The following is a 16,918-nucleotide window of genomic DNA, read 5'->3' on the forward strand; positions in this document are numbered from 1 at the left end:
AAGCTGTGGGGGTGGTGGCCGGTGGGTAGAAGGGTCCGGCTAAAGCGCTGCGGCGGGCGACCGTGGCGCTGTCGAAGGAGACCGAGGACCCGGCCGGCCGTCCTCCTGCTGGCCGCCTGCCAGGCTGTGCGACTACCTCGTCGAGGTCGGCTACGTCACGGCGATCAGCATCGAGACGATCCGACGTGTCCCGCACGAACGTGGGATGTCGTGGCAGGCCACCAAGACGTGGAAGGCCAGCCGCCTGGCGCACCGCCAACCAGCCTGGCGCACCGCCGACCAGGCCGAACTGACCACCGGATTCGCCACCGAATCCAAGATCCGGCACCCGGATTACCCGTTCAAGGCTGCATGACGGGGCAGTAGCTTGCACACCAGGCTGAGCACGACGGCCACCCGCCTCCTGTGGGTGGCCTGGCGGGCCGCGTCGCCGAGGGTGCCCGTTTGGCGGGCGGATCGGCGAGGGCGATCACGGAATGGGCGACAGTAGCCAGGACACCGATCGCGCCGGCGCCGGTGTGCAAACCGGGAATGTCCACACCCGACATCTTCGAGACAGATCACTAGGCGTCACTGAGCGTGTCTGCCTCGGGTGTCGCGGAGGCCAGTGTGGCCGGGGGCGGGTTGAGCGCGGCGGTGATCGCCTCGGCGGTGCGCCGGCCGACGCCGGGAACCTCGGTGATCTCCTCCACCGACGCCGCCGCGAGCCGCTTGAGCGAGCCGAAGTGGCGCAGCAGCGCCTTGCGCCGCACCTCGCCGAGGCCGGGCACGCCGTCCAGCGCCGACTCCGTCATCCGCTTGGACCGGCGCTCCCGGTGGAACGTGATGGCGAACCGGTGCGCCTCGTCACGCACCCGTTGCAGCAGGTAGAGCCCCTCGGAGGTGCGCGGCAGGATGACCGGGAACTCGTCGTCGGGCAGCCACACCTCCTCCAGCCGCTTGGCCAGGCCGCACAGCGCCACGTCGTCGATGCCCAGCTCCGCGAGGGCCTGGGCCGCCGCCGCGACCTGCGGCGCGCCGCCGTCGACCACCACCAACTGCGGCGGGTACGCGAACTTTCGTGGCCGCCCGGTCGTCGGGTCGATGCCCGGCCGGTCCGGGTCGGACGCGGTCTCCTCCCCCAGCTCGCCGGTCTCGGCGCGGGCCTCCAGGTAGCGGGCGAAGCGGCGGCGCAGCACCTCCGACATGGCGGACAGGTCGTCGGTGGCGCCCCGGACGATGAACCGGCGGTACTCGCCCTTGCGGGGCAGGCCGTCCTCGAAGACGACCATGCTGGCCACCACGTCGGTGCCCTGGATCTGGGAGACGTCGAAGCACTCGATGCGCAGCGGCGCGGTGCGCATGCCGAGCGCGTCGCTGATCTCGTCGAGCGCCTGGCTGCGGGTGGTCAGGTCGCCCGCCCGTTTGAGCTTGTGCCGGGCCAGCGCGTCCTTGGCGTTGCGCTCCACCGTCTCCAGCAGGGACCGCTTGTCGCCGCGCTGCGGCACCCGCAGGGACACCCGGCTGCCCCGGCGGCCCGACAGCCAGTCGGCCAGCGCGTCGGCGTCGGCGGGCAGGGCGGGCACCAGCAGCTCGCGGGGCACGTCGGCCTCGCCCTGCTCTCCGCCGTACACCTGGGTGCAGAAGTGGTGCACCAGGTCGCCGGTGGTCAGGTCCTCGGTCTTCTCCACCACCCAGCCGCGCTGGCCCCGGACCCGGCCGTCGCGGACGTGGAAGACCTGGACGGCGGCCTCCAGGGGGTCGTCGGCGAACGCGACCACGTCGGCGTCGGTGCCGTCGCCGAGGACCACGGTCTGCTTCTCCATGGCCCGGCGCAGCGCCGCGACGTCGTCGCGCAGCCGGGCGGCCTTCTCGAACTCCAGCGCCTCGCTCGCCTCGGTCATCTCGCGTTCGAGGCGGCGGACCATGGTGTCGGTGCGCCCGCCCATGAAGTCGCAGAAGCCGTCGACGATGTGCCGGTGCTCCTCGGCGGAGACGCTGCCCACGCAGGGGGCGGAGCACTTGCCGATGTAGCCCAGCAGGCAGGGGCGGCCGACCTGGCCGGCGCGCTTGAACACCCCGGCCGAGCAGGTGCGTGCCGGGAAGACCCGCAGCAGCAGGTCGAGGGTCTCGCGGATGGCCCAGGCGTGCGAGTACGGCCCGAAGTAGCGCACCCCCTTGCGCTTGGCGCCGCGCATCACCTGGAGCCGGGGGAACTCCTCGTCGACGGTGACGGCGAGGTACGGGTACGACTTGTCGTCGCGGTAGCGGACGTTGAACCGGGGGTCGTACTGCTTGATCCAGGTGTATTCGAGCTGGAGGGCCTCGACCTCGGTGCCGACGGTGACCCAGTCGACCGCCTCGGCGGTGGTGACCATCTGCTGGGTGCGCTGGTGCAGCCCCCACAGGTCGGCGAAGTAGGAGCTGAGCCGGCTGCGCAGGTTCTTCGCCTTGCCGACGTAGATCACTCGGCCGGTGCCGTCGCGGAACCGGTAGACCCCAGGGGACTCGGGGATCGTGCCGGGCGCGGGGCGGTAGGTGGAGGGATCAGCCACGCCTGAAGACTAGTCGCTGGGCCCGACAGCCCAGATCACGCCGAGCTGGTCGACCTCGCTCCCGGCGCGGCCGAAGAAGCCGGCGGACGGCCGGCGGGTGACATGTCGATTGACGTCTTCCAATACCGAGGCGCGGAGGTTACCATCCGGTAACTGAATGTTCTTCACGTAATGATCGGCACCCGTCCCGCACCATGATCCCCACCCCCCGGAGGATCACCATGCCCCGTCCCACCACCACGCGCCGCCTGCTGGCCGGCGCGACCGCCGCCGTCGGAGTCGCGGCCCTGCTGGTCGCCTCCCCCGCCCCGCCCCCCGCCGTGGGCGCGCCGGCCACCGCCGCCGCCACCGCGTTCGCCGCCAACGACTACTGCCTGGGCGAGTGCGGCGACATCGTGCCGCCCGGCCAGAACGGCGACGCCACCCTGGTCGAGATCCTCGCCAACCAGACGCTGGGCACCCTGCCCCGGCACTCCGCCGACCAGCTCGGCCGTTACGCCGACCTGGTCTACGGCTACGCCGGGCTGCGCGAGGACCAGATCGGCAACTTCTTCAACGACGCCTCGTTCGGCGTCCCGGCCGGACAGGTCGAACGCGACTACTCGCCCCGCTCCGACGTGCGCATCGTCCGGGACAGGGCCACCGGCGTGCCGCACGTCACCGGCACCACGCGCGGCGGCACCATGTACGGCGCCGGGTACGCCGGCGCCGAGGACCGGCTGTTCACCATGGACCTGCTGCGCCACGTCGGCCGGGGCACCCTCACCCCGTTCGCCGGCGGGGCGCCGGGCAACCGGGCCCTGGAGCAGAGCGTCTGGCGCAACTCGCCGTACACCGACGCGGACCTGCAGACCCAGGTCGACGCGCTGCGCGCGAAGGGCCCGCGCGGCGAGCAGCTCTACGCCGACGTGCAGGAGTACATCGCCGGCATCAACGCCTACATCGGCGTCTGCATGGCCAACCGCAACTGCCCCGGCGAGTACGTGCTGACCGGGCACCTCGACGCGATCACCAACGAGGGCGGACCCGAGCCGTTCCGGATGACCGACCTGATCGCCATCGCCGGCGTGGTCGGCGGCCTGTTCGGCGGCGGGGGCGGCACCGAGATGCAGTCCGCGCTGGTGCGGATCGCCGCCCGGGCCCGCTACGGCCCCGCCGAGGGCGACAAGGTGTGGTCGGCCTTCCGCAACCAGAACGACCCGGAGGCGGTGCTCACCCTGCACGACGGGCAGAGCTTCCCGTACGGGTCGGCCTCCCCGGACGCGGCCAGCGTGGCGCTGCCCGACGCCGGGTCCGCCAGGGTCGAGCCGATCTTCACCGACCCCACCGGCTCCGCCACCAGCACGGCCACCGCCGGCCGCGGCTCCGAGCTGGCCGCCGCGCTGTCCGGGCTGACCATCGACCCCGCGCACCGGGGCATGTCCAACGCGGCCCTGGTCTCCGGCGCCCATTCCGCGACCGGCCACCCGGTCGCCGTGTTCGGCCCGCAGACCGGCTACTTCTCCCCCCAGCTCCTGATGATCCAGGAGTTGCAGGGGCCCGGGATCAGCGCCCGGGGGGCCGCGTTCGCCGGCCTGAACCTCTACGTGCTGCTCGGCCGGGGCCAGGACTACGCCTGGAGCGCCACCTCGTCGACCCACGACATCACCGACACGTACGCGGTGCCGCTGTGCACCACCGACGGCAGCGCGCCCACCCTCACCGGCGACCACTACCTGTACCGGGGCCAGTGCCTGGCGATGGAGCAGCTCGCGCACACCAACAAGTGGAGCCCGACGGCGGCCGACAGCACGCCCGTCGGGTCGTACAAGCTCACCGCCTGGCGCACGAAGCTCGGCCTGGTCGCCTGGCGCGGCACCGTCGGCGGCCGGCCGCACGCGTTCACCCAGCTCCGCTCCACCTACCGGCACGAGGCCGACTCCGCGATCGGCTTCCAGATGTTCAACGACCCCACCCAGATGGGCTCCGCCGACGCCTTCACCGCCTCGGCGAACAACGTCGAGTACGCGTTCAACTGGTTCTACGTGAACTCCACCCAGTCGGCGTACTTCAACTCCGGGCTCAACCCCGTGCGGGCCGCCGGGTCGAACCCGAACCTGCCGATGAAGGCCGAGGCCGCGTACGAGTGGCAGGGCTACCAGCCGGCGACGAACACCGCGACGTACGCCCCGCTGGCCGCCCATCCCCGGTCGGTGAACCAGGACTACTACGTGAGCTGGAACAACAAGCAGGCCAAGGACTTCGGGGCGGCCGACGGCAACTTCAGCTTCGGCGCGGTGCACCGGGGCAACCTGCTCGACCGGCCGCTCAAGGCGGCCATCGCGACGGGGAAGAAGTTCGACCGGGCGTCGCTGACCAGCCTCGTGGAGCAGGCCGGGCTGACCGACCTGCGCGGGGTCGAGGTGCTCGACGAGCTGATCCGGGTGCTGGAGAGCCAGCCCGTCGGCGACGCCGCGCTGGCCGCCGAGATCGGCCGGCTGAAGGCGTGGCGGCAGGACGGCGCGCTGCGGGTCGAGACGGCCAAGGGCTCGAAGGTGTACCGGCACGCCGACGCGATCCGCACGTTCGACGCCTGGTGGCCGCTGCTGGTCCGGGGGATGTTCTCCGCGCCGCTCGGCCCGGACCTCTACCAGGCACTGGTCAACACCCTCCAGATCAACGAGTCCCCGTCCGGGCACCAGCAGGGCGACGTGTCGAGCCTGGCCACGTCGGCCAGCGAGGCCCAGTCACACAAGGGCTCGTCGTTCCAGTACGGCTGGTGGGGCTACGTGGACAAGGACCTGCGCGCGGTGCTCGGCGACCCGGTCGCCGGCGGCCTCGGCCGCACGTACTGCGGCGGCGGCACCCTCGCCGGGTGCCGGCAGCTACTGCTCGACACGCTGCGCGGCGCGGCGGCCACCCCGGCCGCACAGGTCTACCCCGGCGACGCCACCTGCTCGGCCGGCGACCAGTGGTGCGCCGACGCGATCGTCCAGTCGCCGCTGGGCGGGATCAAGCACGCCACGATCGCCTGGCAGAACCGGCCCACCTTCCAGCAGGTGGTCTCGTTCCCCGCGAAGCGCGGCGACGACGTGACCAACCTCGCCGCCGGCCGGTCGGTGGCCGCGTCGAGCAGCCAGTTCGGCTACGCCGCCGCGAAGGCCGTCGACGGGGACCTCGGCACCCGGTGGGCCAGCTCCTGGAACGACGACCAGACGCTCACCGTCGACCTGGGCTCCGCCCGAGCGGTGGGCCGGGTGGTGCTGGCCTGGGAGTCGGCATACGCCCGGTCGTACCGGATCGAGGTGTCCGCCGACGGGACCACCTGGCGCACGGCCTGGTCGACCACGGCCGGCGACGGCGGCACCGACGTGGCGGCGTTCCCGACCGAGACCGCCCGGTACGTACGGATGCGCGGCCTGACCCGGGCCACCACCTACGGCTTCTCGCTGTGGGAGATGTCGGTGTACGCCCACTGACCCCCTGCGACGGCGGCCGGCACGGGCGATCCGTGCCGGCCGTCGCCGTCAGGCGAGGCTGATCTGGTCGCCGTCGACCTTGATCTCCTTGGCCGCCAGCGGCTTCGTCGCCGGACCCTGCCTCACCGAGCCGTCGGTGATGGAGAACCTGCTGTTGTGGCAGGTGCAGTTGATGGTGCCGCCGTCGACGTTCGACACCGGGCAGCCCTGGTGGGTGCAGATCGGGTCGAAGCCCTTGAACGTGCCGGCCTCGGGCTGGGTGATCACCACACCCTTGCTGGCGTACACCGCGCCGCCGCCGACCGGGATGTCGGCGGTGCGGGCCAGCGGGGCCGACGAGTCCCGGTTGCCGCCCTCGGCGTCGCCCGTGCCGGTCGCGCCCGGTCCGCCGCTGGTCGGGGCCGAGCCGCCGTCGGTGTCGTCGGCGCTCCCGCAGGCCGACAGGACGACCGCCGCGCCCACCGCGCCGGCACCGGCGAGGAGGGTGCGGCGCGTCCGCGTGCCCGGAGGAGTCTGCGCCTGCTCGTCACTCATGTCTGGCCTCTCTCTCGACTGCCGCCGCCCACCAGCCGCGGCCACACCAGCTGTCCACGGACCACGGTGCCTGCCGGTTCAACGAATCGACCACCGTGATCGCTCCGGGCCGGCCGCCGCCGGCGGACCCGACGAGATCGCCGTCGCCGGCCCCGCCCGACTCACCTGCGGCGGTCGCCCGTCGCCGGGAGTCCGCCGCGCCGCCGGGCCGGGCCGGGGGGTCAGCGGGTCCCGGCTGTGGCCTTCCGGCCCGACCGGGGGCGGGTGGTGCCGTTGGCCTTCGCGGCCCGGCCGGTGGCCGCCTTCGCGCCCTTGGCCTCGCCGTCGAGCCTGAGCACCTGGCGCAGGAACTGGCCGGTGTGGCTCTCGGGCACCTCGGCGACCTCCTCCGGGGTGCCGGTGGCCAGCACGGTGCCGCCCCGGTGGCCGCCCTCGGGGCCCATGTCGATCAGCCAGTCGGCCGTCTTGATCACATCGAGGTTGTGCTCGATGGTGATGACGGTGTTGCCCTTGTCGACCAGGCCCTCCAGGACCATCAGCAGCTTGCGGATGTCCTCGAAGTGCAGGCCGGTGGTCGGCTCGTCCAGCACGTAGACCGTCCGGCCGGTGGAGCGCTTCTGCAGCTCGGAGGCGAGCTTGACCCGCTGCGCCTCGCCGCCGGACAGCGTCGGCGCGGGCTGGCCCAGCCGGACGTAGCCCAGGCCCACGTCGACCAGCGTCCTGAGGTGCCGGTGGATGGCCGGGATGGCGGAGAAGAACTCCGCGGCCTCCTCGATCGGCATCTCCAGCACGTCGGAGACGGTCCTGCCCTTGTAGTGCACCTCCAGGGTCTCCCGGTTGTACCGGGCGCCCTTGCAGACCTCGCACGGGACGTACACGTCGGGCAGGAAGTTCATCTCGATCTTGATGGTGCCGTCGCCAGAGCACGCCTCGCACCGGCCGCCCTTGACGTTGAACGAGAACCGGCCCGGCCCGTACCCCCGGACCTTGGCCTCGGTGGTCTCGGCGAACAGCTTGCGCACGTGGTCCCAGACCCCGGTGTAGGTGGCCGGGTTGGAGCGTGGGGTGCGGCCGATCGGCGACTGGTCGACGCCGACGACCTTGTCCACGTGCTCCAGGCCGGTGATCCGGGTGTGCCGGCCCGGCACGTGCCGGGCGCCGTTGATCTGGTTGGCCAGCACCGCGTGCAGGATGTCGTTGACCAGCGTCGACTTGCCCGAGCCGCTGACCCCAGTGACCGCGATGAGCTGGCCGAGCGGGAACGACACGGTCAGGTTGCGCAGGTTGTGCTCCCGGGCCCCGTGCACCACCAGCTCCCGCTCCGGCGTCTGCGGCCGGCGCCGGCTCGGCGTCGGGATCTGCCTGCGCCCCGACAGGTACGCCCCGGTGACCGACTCCGGGTTCTCCAGCAGGGCGGGCACCGAGCCGGAGTGCACGATCCGGCCGCCGTGCTCGCCCGCGCCCGGGCCGATGTCGACGATCCAGTCGGCGGTGCGGATGGTGTCCTCGTCGTGCTCGACCACGATCAGCGTGTTGCCCAGGCCGCGCAGCCGCACCAGGGTCTCGATCAGCCGGTGGTTGTCCCGCTGGTGCAGGCCGATGGACGGCTCGTCGAGCACGTAGAGCACGCCGACCAGGCCGGAGCCGATCTGGGTGGCCAGCCGGATGCGTTGCGCCTCGCCGCCGGAGAGGGTGCCGGCCGGACGGTCCAGGGAGAGGTAGTCCAGCCCGACGTCGAGCAGGAACGTCAGCCGGGCGTTGATCTCCTTGAGCACCCGCTCGGCGATCATCTTCTGCCGGTCGGTCAGCTCGATGCCGGCCAGCAGGTCCGCGCACTCGCCCACGGACAGGTTGCAGACCTCGGCGATGCTCTTGCCGGCCAGGGTGACCGCGAGCACCTCCGGCTTGAGCCGGGCGCCGCCGCAGGCCGCGCAGGGCACGTCGCGCATGTAGCCCTCGTACTTCTCCCGCGACCACTCCGACTCGGTGTCGGTGTGCCGGCGCTCGATCCACTGCACCACGCCCTCGAAGCCGGTGTAGTAGGAGCGCTCGCGGCCGAACTTGTTGCGGTAGCGCACGTGCACCTGGTCGCCGGAGCCGTGCAGGATGGTCTTCTGCGCCCGCGCCGGCAGCGCCCGCCACGGGGTGTCCACGTCGAAGTGCTCGGCCTCGCCGAGGGCCTCCAGCAGGCGCAGGAAGTACTCCAGGTTGTGCCCGGTGGACCAGGGCTGGATCGCGCCCTCGCGCAGGCTGCGCTCCGGGTCGGGGACGACCAGTTCCGGGTCGACCTCCTTCTTGGTGCCCAGGCCGGTGCACTCCGGGCAGGCGCCGTACGGGGCGTTGAAGGAGAAGACCCGGGGCTCCAGGTCCTCGATCGCCAGGGGGTGGTCGTTGGGGCAGGCCAGGTGCTCGGAGTAGCGGCGCTCGCGGTCGGGGTCGTCCTCGGCGAGGTCGACGAAGTCGAGCAGCACCAGGCCGCCGGAGAGCCCGAGCGCGGCCTCGACCGAGTCGGTCAACCGCCGCTTGGCGCTGGGCTTGACAGTGAGCCGGTCGATCACCACCTCGATGGTGTGCTTCTCCTGCTTCTTGAGCTTCGGCGGCTCGGTCAGCGGGTGCACCACGCCGTCGATCCGGGCCCGGGCGTACCCCTTGCCCTGGAGCTCGGCGAACAGGTCGACGTACTCGCCCTTGCGGCCCCGCACGACCGGGGCGAGCACCATGAACTTGGTGCCCTCGGCCATCGCCAGGACCCGGTCGACGATCTGCTGCGGGCTCTGCCTGGAGATCCGCTCCCCGCAGACCGGGCAGTGCGGCTCGCCGACCCGGGCGTAGAGCAGCCGCAGGTAGTCGTAGACCTCGGTGATGGTGCCGACGGTCGAGCGCGGGTTGCGCGAGGTGGACTTCTGGTCGATGGACACGGCGGGGCTGAGGCCCTCGATGAAGTCGACGTCCGGCTTGTCCATCTGGCCGAGGAACTGCCGGGCGTACGAGGAGAGCGACTCCACGTACCGGCGCTGCCCCTCGGCGAAGATCGTGTCGAAGGCCAGGCTCGACTTGCCGGAGCCGGAGAGCCCGGTGAAGACGATCAGGGCGTCCCGGGGCAGGTCGAGACTGACGTCACGCAGGTTGTGCTCGCGCGCGCCACGGATGATCAGTCGGTCGGCCACGGTCCGTGTACTCCCGGGAGAAGAAGGCGAGGAGGATCTGTCCGCTCCGGGGCGGTCCGGGCGGTTCCGGGACGGCCCTGAGCGGTTGTGCGAGCGCAGAAGAAGCGCCTCGGCAACTCTAGCCCCGGGGTACGACAACTTTCCGCGCCCACACATTCCCCCAGCTCACACCGGTCGCGCTGGACGCCTCTCGGGCCGCCGGTGGGCCGCCAGCGACCGGGTGCCCGCCGGTGGGCCCCCGCTGAGGCGACCGGTGGCGCGCCCCGCCCACCCGCGCCGGTGGGCGACACCACGACAACTGTGCGTCACGGCAACCCGCCACCGCTCGCATGATCGACTTTTTGTCGGTGACATGGCGGTGTTCAGGCCACGGGAGGCCCCGATGTCACGGATCCGAAGTCGATCATGCGAGCGGGCAACGACCGATCCTCGACGCGGCCAGGGCGTAGCCCTCGACGCGCCAGGGCGTTGCGGGGCAGGGACGGCCGTCCGCCGGCGCCCGCCGCGCCAGCCGCCCCGGCGCTAGTTCAGGGACGGCCCGTCCGGCGGCGCCCGCCACGCCAGCCGCCCCGGCGCTCGGCGGCCAGCCGGGTCTCCCGGCGCCGGCTCTCGACGGCGATCTCCCGCTGCAGCTTGCGCCAGCTGTCGTACCGGCGGCCGGTCAGCTCCCCGGCGGCGAGTGCGTCGCGGACCGCGCAGCCCGGCTCGGCGTCGTGCGCGCAGTCGGCGTACCGGCAGCCGGTGGCCAGCTCGGCGATGTCGGCGAAGGCCCGGTCCAGCCCGACCGCGCCGTCGAGCAGGCCGACCGCCCGCACCCCCGGGGTGTCCAGCACCGCTCCGCCGCCGGGGACCGGGACCAGCGCCCGCCAGGTGGTGGTGTGCCGGCCCTTGCCGTCGACCCGGCGGATCGCCTGGGTGGGCATCACCACCGCCCCGGCCAGGGCGTTGACGATGCTCGACTTGCCGGCCCCGGACGGCCCGAGCAGGGCCAGGGTGCGGCCCGGGACGACGTGGGCGCGCAGCGGGTCGAGGCCGGTGCCCCGCTCGGCGCTGACCGCCAGCACCGGCACCCCGGGCGCGACCCCGGCGAGCTGCCGGGCGATCGCCGCCGGGTCGGCGGCGAGGTCGGCCTTGGTGAGCACCACCAGCGGGGTGGCGCCCGACTCGTGGGCCAGGGCGAGCAGCCGCTCGATGCGGGCGACATCCGGCTCCGGGTGCACCGGCTCGACGACGGCGGCGGCGTCCAGGTTGGCGGCGAGCACCTGCCCGCTGGCGTCCTTGCCGGCGGTCCGGCGCACCAGCGCGGTGCGCCGGGGCAGCACGGCCTCGACGGTGACCGGCCCGTCCGGCCAGGTGTGCAGGAGCACCCAGTCCCCCGCGCAGGGCAGCCGGGTCAGGTCGCGGGCGGCGGCGGCCAGCACCGCCGCGCCCAGGGTGGCGCGGACCGGGCCGTCCGCGCCGAGCACGGTGCACACGCCGCGGTCGACCCGGGCCACCCGGCCCGGCCGCTGGTGGGTGCGGTTACGTACGTGGGCCGCCCGCTCGGCGTCCCAGCCGAGGGCGGTCAGATCGATGGTCATCGGAACCTCTCCGGTGTCGGGGTGAACCATGGCGCGACTGGCGTGCTAGGACCGGCATGGGCACCACCTCCTCCGACGTCCCGGGTGCCGCGTACGACGCCGACGGTAAGGGGCGGGCCGACGCGCCGAAAGCGAATTCCACGGCGACGCCGGGGGCCACCGACCGCTAGGGTCGGAGCGTGACCGCGGATCCGCTGCTGCTGACCGGTGACCTCGACGACGCCACGGCCCGCCTGCTGCGCACCGCGGCCGACCTCGGCAGTGCGGACGTCGCCGCGCCGTCCCTGCTGCCCGGCTGGACCCGGGGGCACGTGCTGACCCACCTGGCCCGCAACGCCGACGGCTTCGTCAACCTGCTCACCGCCGCCCGCACCGGCGAGCACATCCCGATGTACGCCAGCAGCGCGGCCCGCGCCGCCGACATCTCCGCCGGCGCGTTCCGCCCGCCCGCCGCCCACCTGGACGACCTGCGCCGCTCGGCGGAGCGGTTCGCCGAGGCGGTCGCCGCCATGCCGGTGCAGGCGTGGGCGGCCACGGTGCAGGCCCGGCGCGGCCCGTGGCCGGCCGCCATGCTGGTCTGGGGGCGGCTGCGCGAGATCGAGGTGCACCACGTGGACCTCGCCGCCGGTTACCGGCCGACCGACTGGCCGGAGGCGTTCGCCCAGCGGCTGCTGCACGAGGTCACGACCGGCCTGTCCGGCCGGCCCGACGCGCCGGCGATGGTGTTGCGCTTCGACGGCAGCCAGCACGAGCTGGTCGTCGGCGGCTCGGGGGCGGCGCCCACGATCACCGGCCCCGCCGCCGAGCTCGCCGCCTGGCTGACCGGCCGCGGCGTCGGCGGGACGCTCGCCGTCACCCCCGACGGTCCCCTGCCGAACCCACCGGAATGGATGTAGAACCATGACCTACAGCGGAGACGTCAGCCCCGGCGGCCCTCCGGCCGTCCGCGAACTCGACGGGCTCACCATCACGAAGGTGTCGGTGGGGCCGATGGACAACAACGCCTACCTGCTGCGGTGCACCGGCACCGGCGAGCAGTTGCTGATCGACGCCGCCAACGAGGCCCCCCGGCTGCTGGAGCTGGTCGGCGACGCCGGCCTGGCCACCGTGGTCACCACCCACCAGCACATGGACCACTGGGTGGCCCTGGAGGAGGTGGTCGCCAAGACCGGCGCCCGGCCGCTGGTGCACGCCGCCGACGCCGCCGGCCTGCCGATCGAGGCGGACACCCTCGCCGACGGCGACACCGTGACCGTGGGCGAACGCGAGCTGGAGGTGATCCACCTGCGGGGGCACACCCCGGGCTCGATCGCCCTGCTCTACCGCGACCCGGCCGGCACCCCGCACCTGTTCACCGGGGACTCGCTTTTCCCTGGGGGTCCTGGGAGGACAACAAGCCCGGAGGAGTTTTCGCAGCTCATGGGCGATTTGGAGGCACGGCTGTTCGACGTGCTACCGGACGAGACGTGGTTCTATCCGGGACACGGGAAGGACTCGACCATCGGCACGGAACGCCCGTCGCTGGGCCAGTGGCGGGCGCGCGGCTGGTAGCGAACGCGTTTCACGACGCCCGGGGTTGGCTTTCGCCAGTCCCGGGCGTCGCCCTTTCCGGCCCCGCTTTGATCGAGCCGGTTGGCACACGGCTGGCGTTGCTGTCGGACGATGACGCGAAGCGGCTACGCCGCAAGTACGAACGCGCCCGTGCTGTGCTGCTCGGCCCCGCCGTCTCCCGCGGCTGCCCCCTGACCACGGAGGAGACCAGCACCGTTCGAAGTTGTTCGGGTTCGTTCGAACAGCTTCCATCGTCGATGTTCGACGACGACAATTGTCGATGACGACCATTCCGGTCGTCATCGATGGAGGTGTGCGGATGATTCGGAAGAAGTCACGCTGGTTCGGGGGTGTGCTGATGGCGATGGTGCTCACGGTCACCGGCCTGGTGGCGTCCCCGGCCGCCGCCCAGGCGGCGTCAGGCTGGTATGCCGAGTCGCTCGACGATTACAGCAACGGCTACGGGTTTGCGACGTGGAGCAACACCGGGCAGTACTCGTCGTTCCAGGTCTGCGATGCCGGGGCTGGTGACGCCCGCCGCGCCGTCGGCTACATCTGGTGGCAGGACGGAGGGACCATCGAACGGCATGCCGCTGGCGGCAGCGGCACCTGCTCCACACCGGTCAATGTCTACGTTCCAGCGGGCAAGTGGGTCTCGATGGAGGTGTGCGAACGAAAGGGGGCGGACGGCATCGACGAGAAGTGTGGCGCCCTGGTCCACGGCATCGCGGGTTCATAAGCCCGCCCGGCCGGCCGGAGGTGTTCACCTTCGGCCGGCCTGCCTGGCAACCGTCTGGTGCTTCCACCTCGCGAAGTTGTCGGTGACCGCCTTCCCGCCCTGCTCAGCGGTGCGCTTGTCCTCGCTGCCCCCGTCGATGATGTGACGGAACCAGAACGGCCCCCCACACCTGGTGCTCCTGCGTGACGCCGCTGCCAGCCCGGGCCGGGGGTCGTTCCTTGTCGTCGCGGATGGTGCCGCGAATCCAGTCGTACGTTCGACCTCCCGCGGCCCGGTCAGCTTCACCACCAACAGCCCCGGGTCCGGCGTCCGCTTCATGTCGACTGTCACTTCCAGCGCGGGTCGCATCTCCCGATGCCGGCGACGTGCCTCGGCTTCGGCGGGCCCGCGGCTGGTGACTTCCGGTTCCGGCGCGCCGCCCCGTGCCGGCACGCCGGAACCCCACCCCCGGCCGGCCCGGCCCGGGCGGCGGCTCAGGCCGCCGGGGCCGCTGCGGTGGCGGCGCGCAGCCCGCGCCGGGTCACGAGCAGCACCACGCCCGCCAGGAGCAGCCCGACCGCCATGGTGACCAGCATCGGCGAGGCGCTGCCGGGCAGCAGCCCGGCCAGCGACCGGGAGACCGTGCCGACGGCCACGTACAGGCCGGCCCAGAGCGCGGCGCCGGCCGCCGCGCAGGCCAGGAACCGCCGGTACGACATCCGCAGCCCGCCCGCGGCCAGCGGCAGCAGCGCGTTGAGCACCGGCAGGAAGGGTGCGACCAGCACCATCCGGCCGCCGCCGCGGCGCAGGACCGCCTCGGCCACCGCCCACCGGTCCTCGCCGATCCAGCCGCCGACGCGGCTGTGCCGCAGCCGGTCGCCGTACCGCCGGCCGGCGAGGAAGCTCAGCGACCAGCCGGCCAGGCAGCCGGCCACCACGGCGGCGACGGTGGCCGCCCCGGTCGCCGGCCGCCCGACGCCGACCGCGGCGAGGACCGCGACGTCGCCGGGGACCAGCACCCCCAGCAGCGGTACGGCGTCGAGGAGCATCACCGCCCCGAGCGCCCCCAGCAGACCGATGGTGGGAAGCTCCCCGACCTGTGCCGTCCAGTCCACCATGCCCGTACGCTACGACCCCCGGTCCGGTGGGGCATCGGGTCCGATCCCCCACCGACCCCTGATCCCCTTCTCGGGGTAGGCCCCGAGAAGGCGGCGTCAGCGGGGGCGGAGCACCTCGACGCGGCGCACCGGGGTGTCGACGGCGGGTTCGGTGGTGGGCACCCGGTAGCTGGCCACCAGGTCCAGCCGGTCGCGGGGCAGGTGGCCGCGGCCGGGGTCGCCGACCAGCACCTGGCTGCCCCGGGCGGCGGCGCGGCGCAGGAACGGCAGCACCCGCCCGGCCAGTTCCCCGTCGTAGAAGACGTCCCCGGCGAGCAGCAGGTCCGCGTCGCCGGCATCGGAGTCGAGCAGGTCCTCGCCGGTGGCGGCGACGCTGACCCGGTTGGCCCGGGCGTTGAGCGTGACGGCGGCGACGGCGTACGGGTCGATGTCGTTGGCCACGACCCGGGATGCGCCGGCCAGCGCGGCGGCGATCGCCACCACGCCCGAGCCGGCGGCCAGGTCCAGCACGCGGCGGCCGGCCGCGAGTTCCGGGTGGTCGAGCAGGTGCCGGGCGAGGGCCTGCCCGCCGGCCCAGACCGACGCCCAGTACGGCGGCGGCAGGGCGTGCCCGGAAGCGGCCTCCATCCGGGCCCACCAGACGATGGCGTCCTCGGCGAGGTGCAGCCGAATCTCGGGGACGAAAGGGGCCGCGACCAGCCGGAGCCGGTCCAGTCCGTCCCCGGGCGCACCGACCTCGCGTTCCAGCTCGGACAGCGCGGCGGCTGCGGGTCCCCTCACCGGGCAAGCATGCCGGAGCGCCCCGCGCTCCGGGCGGGTTTCCCCCCGGCGTGGCCGGTGGAAGTTTTTTGCCGGCACGCCCTGCGGCACTTCGACCAGCAGATCGGGGTTTCGCCGGTTACTGTCGGGGAGGTACAGGGCGATCATCGGCCGGCGGTCGGTGGTCTCCCGCTTTGAACAGGGAGAGATGCATGGCTACCGGCACGGTCAAGTGGTTCAACTCGGAAAAGGGCTTCGGCTTCATCGAGCAGGACGGCGGAGGTCCGGACGTGTTCGTCCACTACTCGGCCATCGCGACGAGCGGCTACCGGGAACTCAACGAGGGCCAGAAGGTCGAGTTCGAGGTGACCCAGGGGCAGAAGGGCCCGCAGGCGGACAACGTCCGTCCGATCTAGCTCCGTGCCGGTGGCGGCGGCCGGGTGGACCCGGCCGCCGCCACAGCGCGCGCCGGCCCGGGATCGCCCGCCCCGGTGCCGCCGGTGTCTCCGGGCCCGTCCACCGCCGGTGGCCTCAGGCCGCCAACCGCCGGGCGATCTCGTCGGCCACCTGTCGCGCCAGGCTGGGCGGCAGGGCGGCGGCGATCTTCTCCGGGGTCAGTGACGCGAGCACGCCGGCCACGATCGCCGGCTCGTCGGTGAAGTCCCGGTTGGACAGGGCGACGAGCTGCGAGAGCACCGTGTCGAGGCGGTACATGGTGTAGTCCAGTTTGGCCACGACGCTGTTGGACTCCGGGTCGGGGCCGGGTCCGTCCGGGTCTACCCGGCGGCCCATGCTGGACCCGCCGTTGAACACGGCGTTGAAGAGGCTGTTGATCTGGCTTTCGGCCTGGGCGCTCATGTCGTCCTCCTTCAGGAGACCGATGGTGGTCAGGTAACGGCGGAACAGCGGGGTCTGGTCCCGCCCCGCCTTGGTCGAGTCGCGGAAGAAGCTGAAGTGGGTGTGCCACAGGTGGCTCGCGTCGCCGGTGCTGCGCCGCCCGAGCCGGTCCCACCGTCGGACCGTGGTCCCGTCCGGGGAGTAGATGATCTCGCGGATGTCCCGGGTGTCGTCCGTTCCGGCGACGCACCGCGCGACGCACCAGACGGAGAAGGAACGCAGGTCGTGGACGGCTCCGCCCGAGGTGACGGAGAAACCGCCGACGTCCAGCGCGGACGCGTCGAGGGTGAGCCCCGTGGCGTCCCGGGGCGACTCGACCACCGAGTAGTCGCCGGCGACGACGCGGTCGGAGCCGCAGTGGTAGCCGCCGGCGTGGTCGGCGTCGCCGACGATGCCGACCTCGGCCGGTTCGAGGTCCTGTGGTCGTGCGGCGTCGGGATCGAGATCGAGGTGGGCCAGCAGGAGACTTCGGACGGCCAGCAGGTTCGTCGGGGCCCGGGTCATGGCGCCCCCTTCCGGTAGCGGGGTGGCCGAGCCGCGGTGACCCGTGGTCCTGGGTCCGGGTGAGCCCGGCCGGGTGGTGCACGGCGTCGGGCAGGTGG

General features: G+C 73.0%; 14 protein-coding genes. 6 read left to right on the plus strand and 8 right to left on the minus strand.

Features of this window, described 5'->3' with window-relative positions; all coding sequences use genetic code 11:
• The first annotated feature begins 205 nt into the window (after positions 1–205).
• Positions 206–355, plus strand: a complete 150-nt coding sequence (locus tag C5N14_RS32290) for a hypothetical protein (protein WP_165878169.1) — start codon at positions 206–208, stop codon at positions 353–355.
• Between the two features lie 208 nt (positions 356–563).
• Here the strand turns inward: C5N14_RS32290 and uvrC are convergent, their stop codons facing one another.
• Together uvrC and C5N14_RS32295 are read right to left on the minus strand one after the other, a co-directional pair.
• The gene (gene uvrC, locus C5N14_RS20525; protein ID WP_117669749.1) at positions 564–2,534 is read right to left on the minus strand and encodes an excinuclease ABC subunit UvrC; all 1,971 of its coding nucleotides are present in this window, start codon (positions 2,532–2,534) and stop codon (positions 564–566) included.
• A gap of 9 nt (positions 2,535–2,543) precedes the next feature.
• Positions 2,544–2,702 carry a hypothetical protein gene (locus C5N14_RS32295; protein ID WP_165878170.1) on the minus strand — a complete coding sequence of 53 codons (159 nt, stop codon included), beginning with the start codon at positions 2,700–2,702 and terminating at the stop codon, positions 2,544–2,546.
• A 53-nt stretch (positions 2,703–2,755) separates the two neighbouring features.
• On the opposite strand from C5N14_RS32295, the gene C5N14_RS20530 reads away from it, so the two are divergent.
• Entirely contained in the window at positions 2,756–5,992 is a 3,237-nt protein-coding gene (locus C5N14_RS20530; protein WP_117669750.1) for a penicillin acylase family protein, read from the plus strand.
• 48 nt (positions 5,993–6,040) lie between these two features.
• On the opposite strand, the gene C5N14_RS20535 is transcribed toward C5N14_RS20530, so the two are convergent.
• The 3 genes from C5N14_RS20535 to rsgA form a co-directional block, all read right to left on the minus strand.
• Positions 6,041–6,526, minus strand: coding sequence for a Rieske (2Fe-2S) protein (locus tag C5N14_RS20535; protein WP_117669751.1), 486 nt, complete (start codon positions 6,524–6,526; stop codon positions 6,041–6,043).
• 221 nt (positions 6,527–6,747) lie between these two features.
• A complete protein-coding gene (gene uvrA, locus C5N14_RS20540) occupies positions 6,748–9,693 on the minus strand; it encodes an excinuclease ABC subunit UvrA (RefSeq protein ID WP_117669752.1) in 2,946 nt (981 codons plus the stop codon).
• 527 nt (positions 9,694–10,220) lie between these two features.
• Complete coding sequence (gene rsgA / locus C5N14_RS20545; RefSeq protein ID WP_117669753.1) at positions 10,221–11,273, minus strand: ribosome small subunit-dependent GTPase A; 1,053 nt, start codon at positions 11,271–11,273, stop codon at positions 10,221–10,223.
• A 179-nt stretch (positions 11,274–11,452) separates the two neighbouring features.
• Here rsgA and C5N14_RS20550 point away from each other — a divergent pair, with 179 nt between their 5' ends.
• From C5N14_RS20550 to C5N14_RS20560, 3 genes are all read left to right on the plus strand, one after another.
• Positions 11,453–12,169, plus strand: a complete 717-nt coding sequence (locus C5N14_RS20550) for a maleylpyruvate isomerase family mycothiol-dependent enzyme (protein ID WP_117669754.1) — start codon at positions 11,453–11,455, stop codon at positions 12,167–12,169.
• A gap of 4 nt (positions 12,170–12,173) precedes the next feature.
• Entirely contained in the window at positions 12,174–12,824 is a 651-nt protein-coding gene (locus tag C5N14_RS20555; protein ID WP_117669755.1) for an MBL fold metallo-hydrolase, read from the plus strand.
• A 223-nt stretch (positions 12,825–13,047) separates the two neighbouring features.
• Positions 13,048–13,563 carry a hypothetical protein gene (locus C5N14_RS20560; RefSeq protein WP_128763614.1) on the plus strand — a complete coding sequence of 172 codons (516 nt, stop codon included), beginning with the start codon at positions 13,048–13,050 and terminating at the stop codon, positions 13,561–13,563.
• Between the two features lie 473 nt (positions 13,564–14,036).
• Here the strand turns inward: C5N14_RS20560 and C5N14_RS20570 are convergent, their stop codons facing one another.
• Positions 14,037–14,660: a DedA family protein gene (locus C5N14_RS20570; RefSeq protein ID WP_117669758.1), complete on the minus strand. Its 624-nt coding sequence runs from the start codon at positions 14,658–14,660 to the stop codon at positions 14,037–14,039.
• A gap of 96 nt (positions 14,661–14,756) precedes the next feature.
• Positions 14,757–15,440, minus strand: a complete 684-nt coding sequence (locus C5N14_RS20575) for a methyltransferase (protein WP_243639853.1) — start codon at positions 15,438–15,440, stop codon at positions 14,757–14,759.
• Between the two features lie 191 nt (positions 15,441–15,631).
• Between C5N14_RS20575 and C5N14_RS20580 the strand changes: the two genes are divergently transcribed.
• Positions 15,632–15,835 carry a cold-shock protein gene (locus tag C5N14_RS20580; protein WP_117669760.1) on the plus strand — a complete coding sequence of 68 codons (204 nt, stop codon included), beginning with the start codon at positions 15,632–15,634 and terminating at the stop codon, positions 15,833–15,835.
• 115 nt (positions 15,836–15,950) lie between these two features.
• Here C5N14_RS20580 and C5N14_RS20585 read toward each other — a convergent pair whose 3' ends face one another.
• The gene (locus tag C5N14_RS20585) at positions 15,951–16,820 is read right to left on the minus strand and encodes a hypothetical protein (RefSeq protein WP_117669761.1); all 870 of its coding nucleotides are present in this window, start codon (positions 16,818–16,820) and stop codon (positions 15,951–15,953) included.
• Between the last annotated feature and the right edge of the window lie 98 nt (positions 16,821–16,918).

This window comes from Micromonospora sp. MW-13 (assembly GCF_003434305.1).
Classification (GTDB): Bacteria; Actinomycetota; Actinomycetes; order Mycobacteriales; family Micromonosporaceae; genus Micromonospora.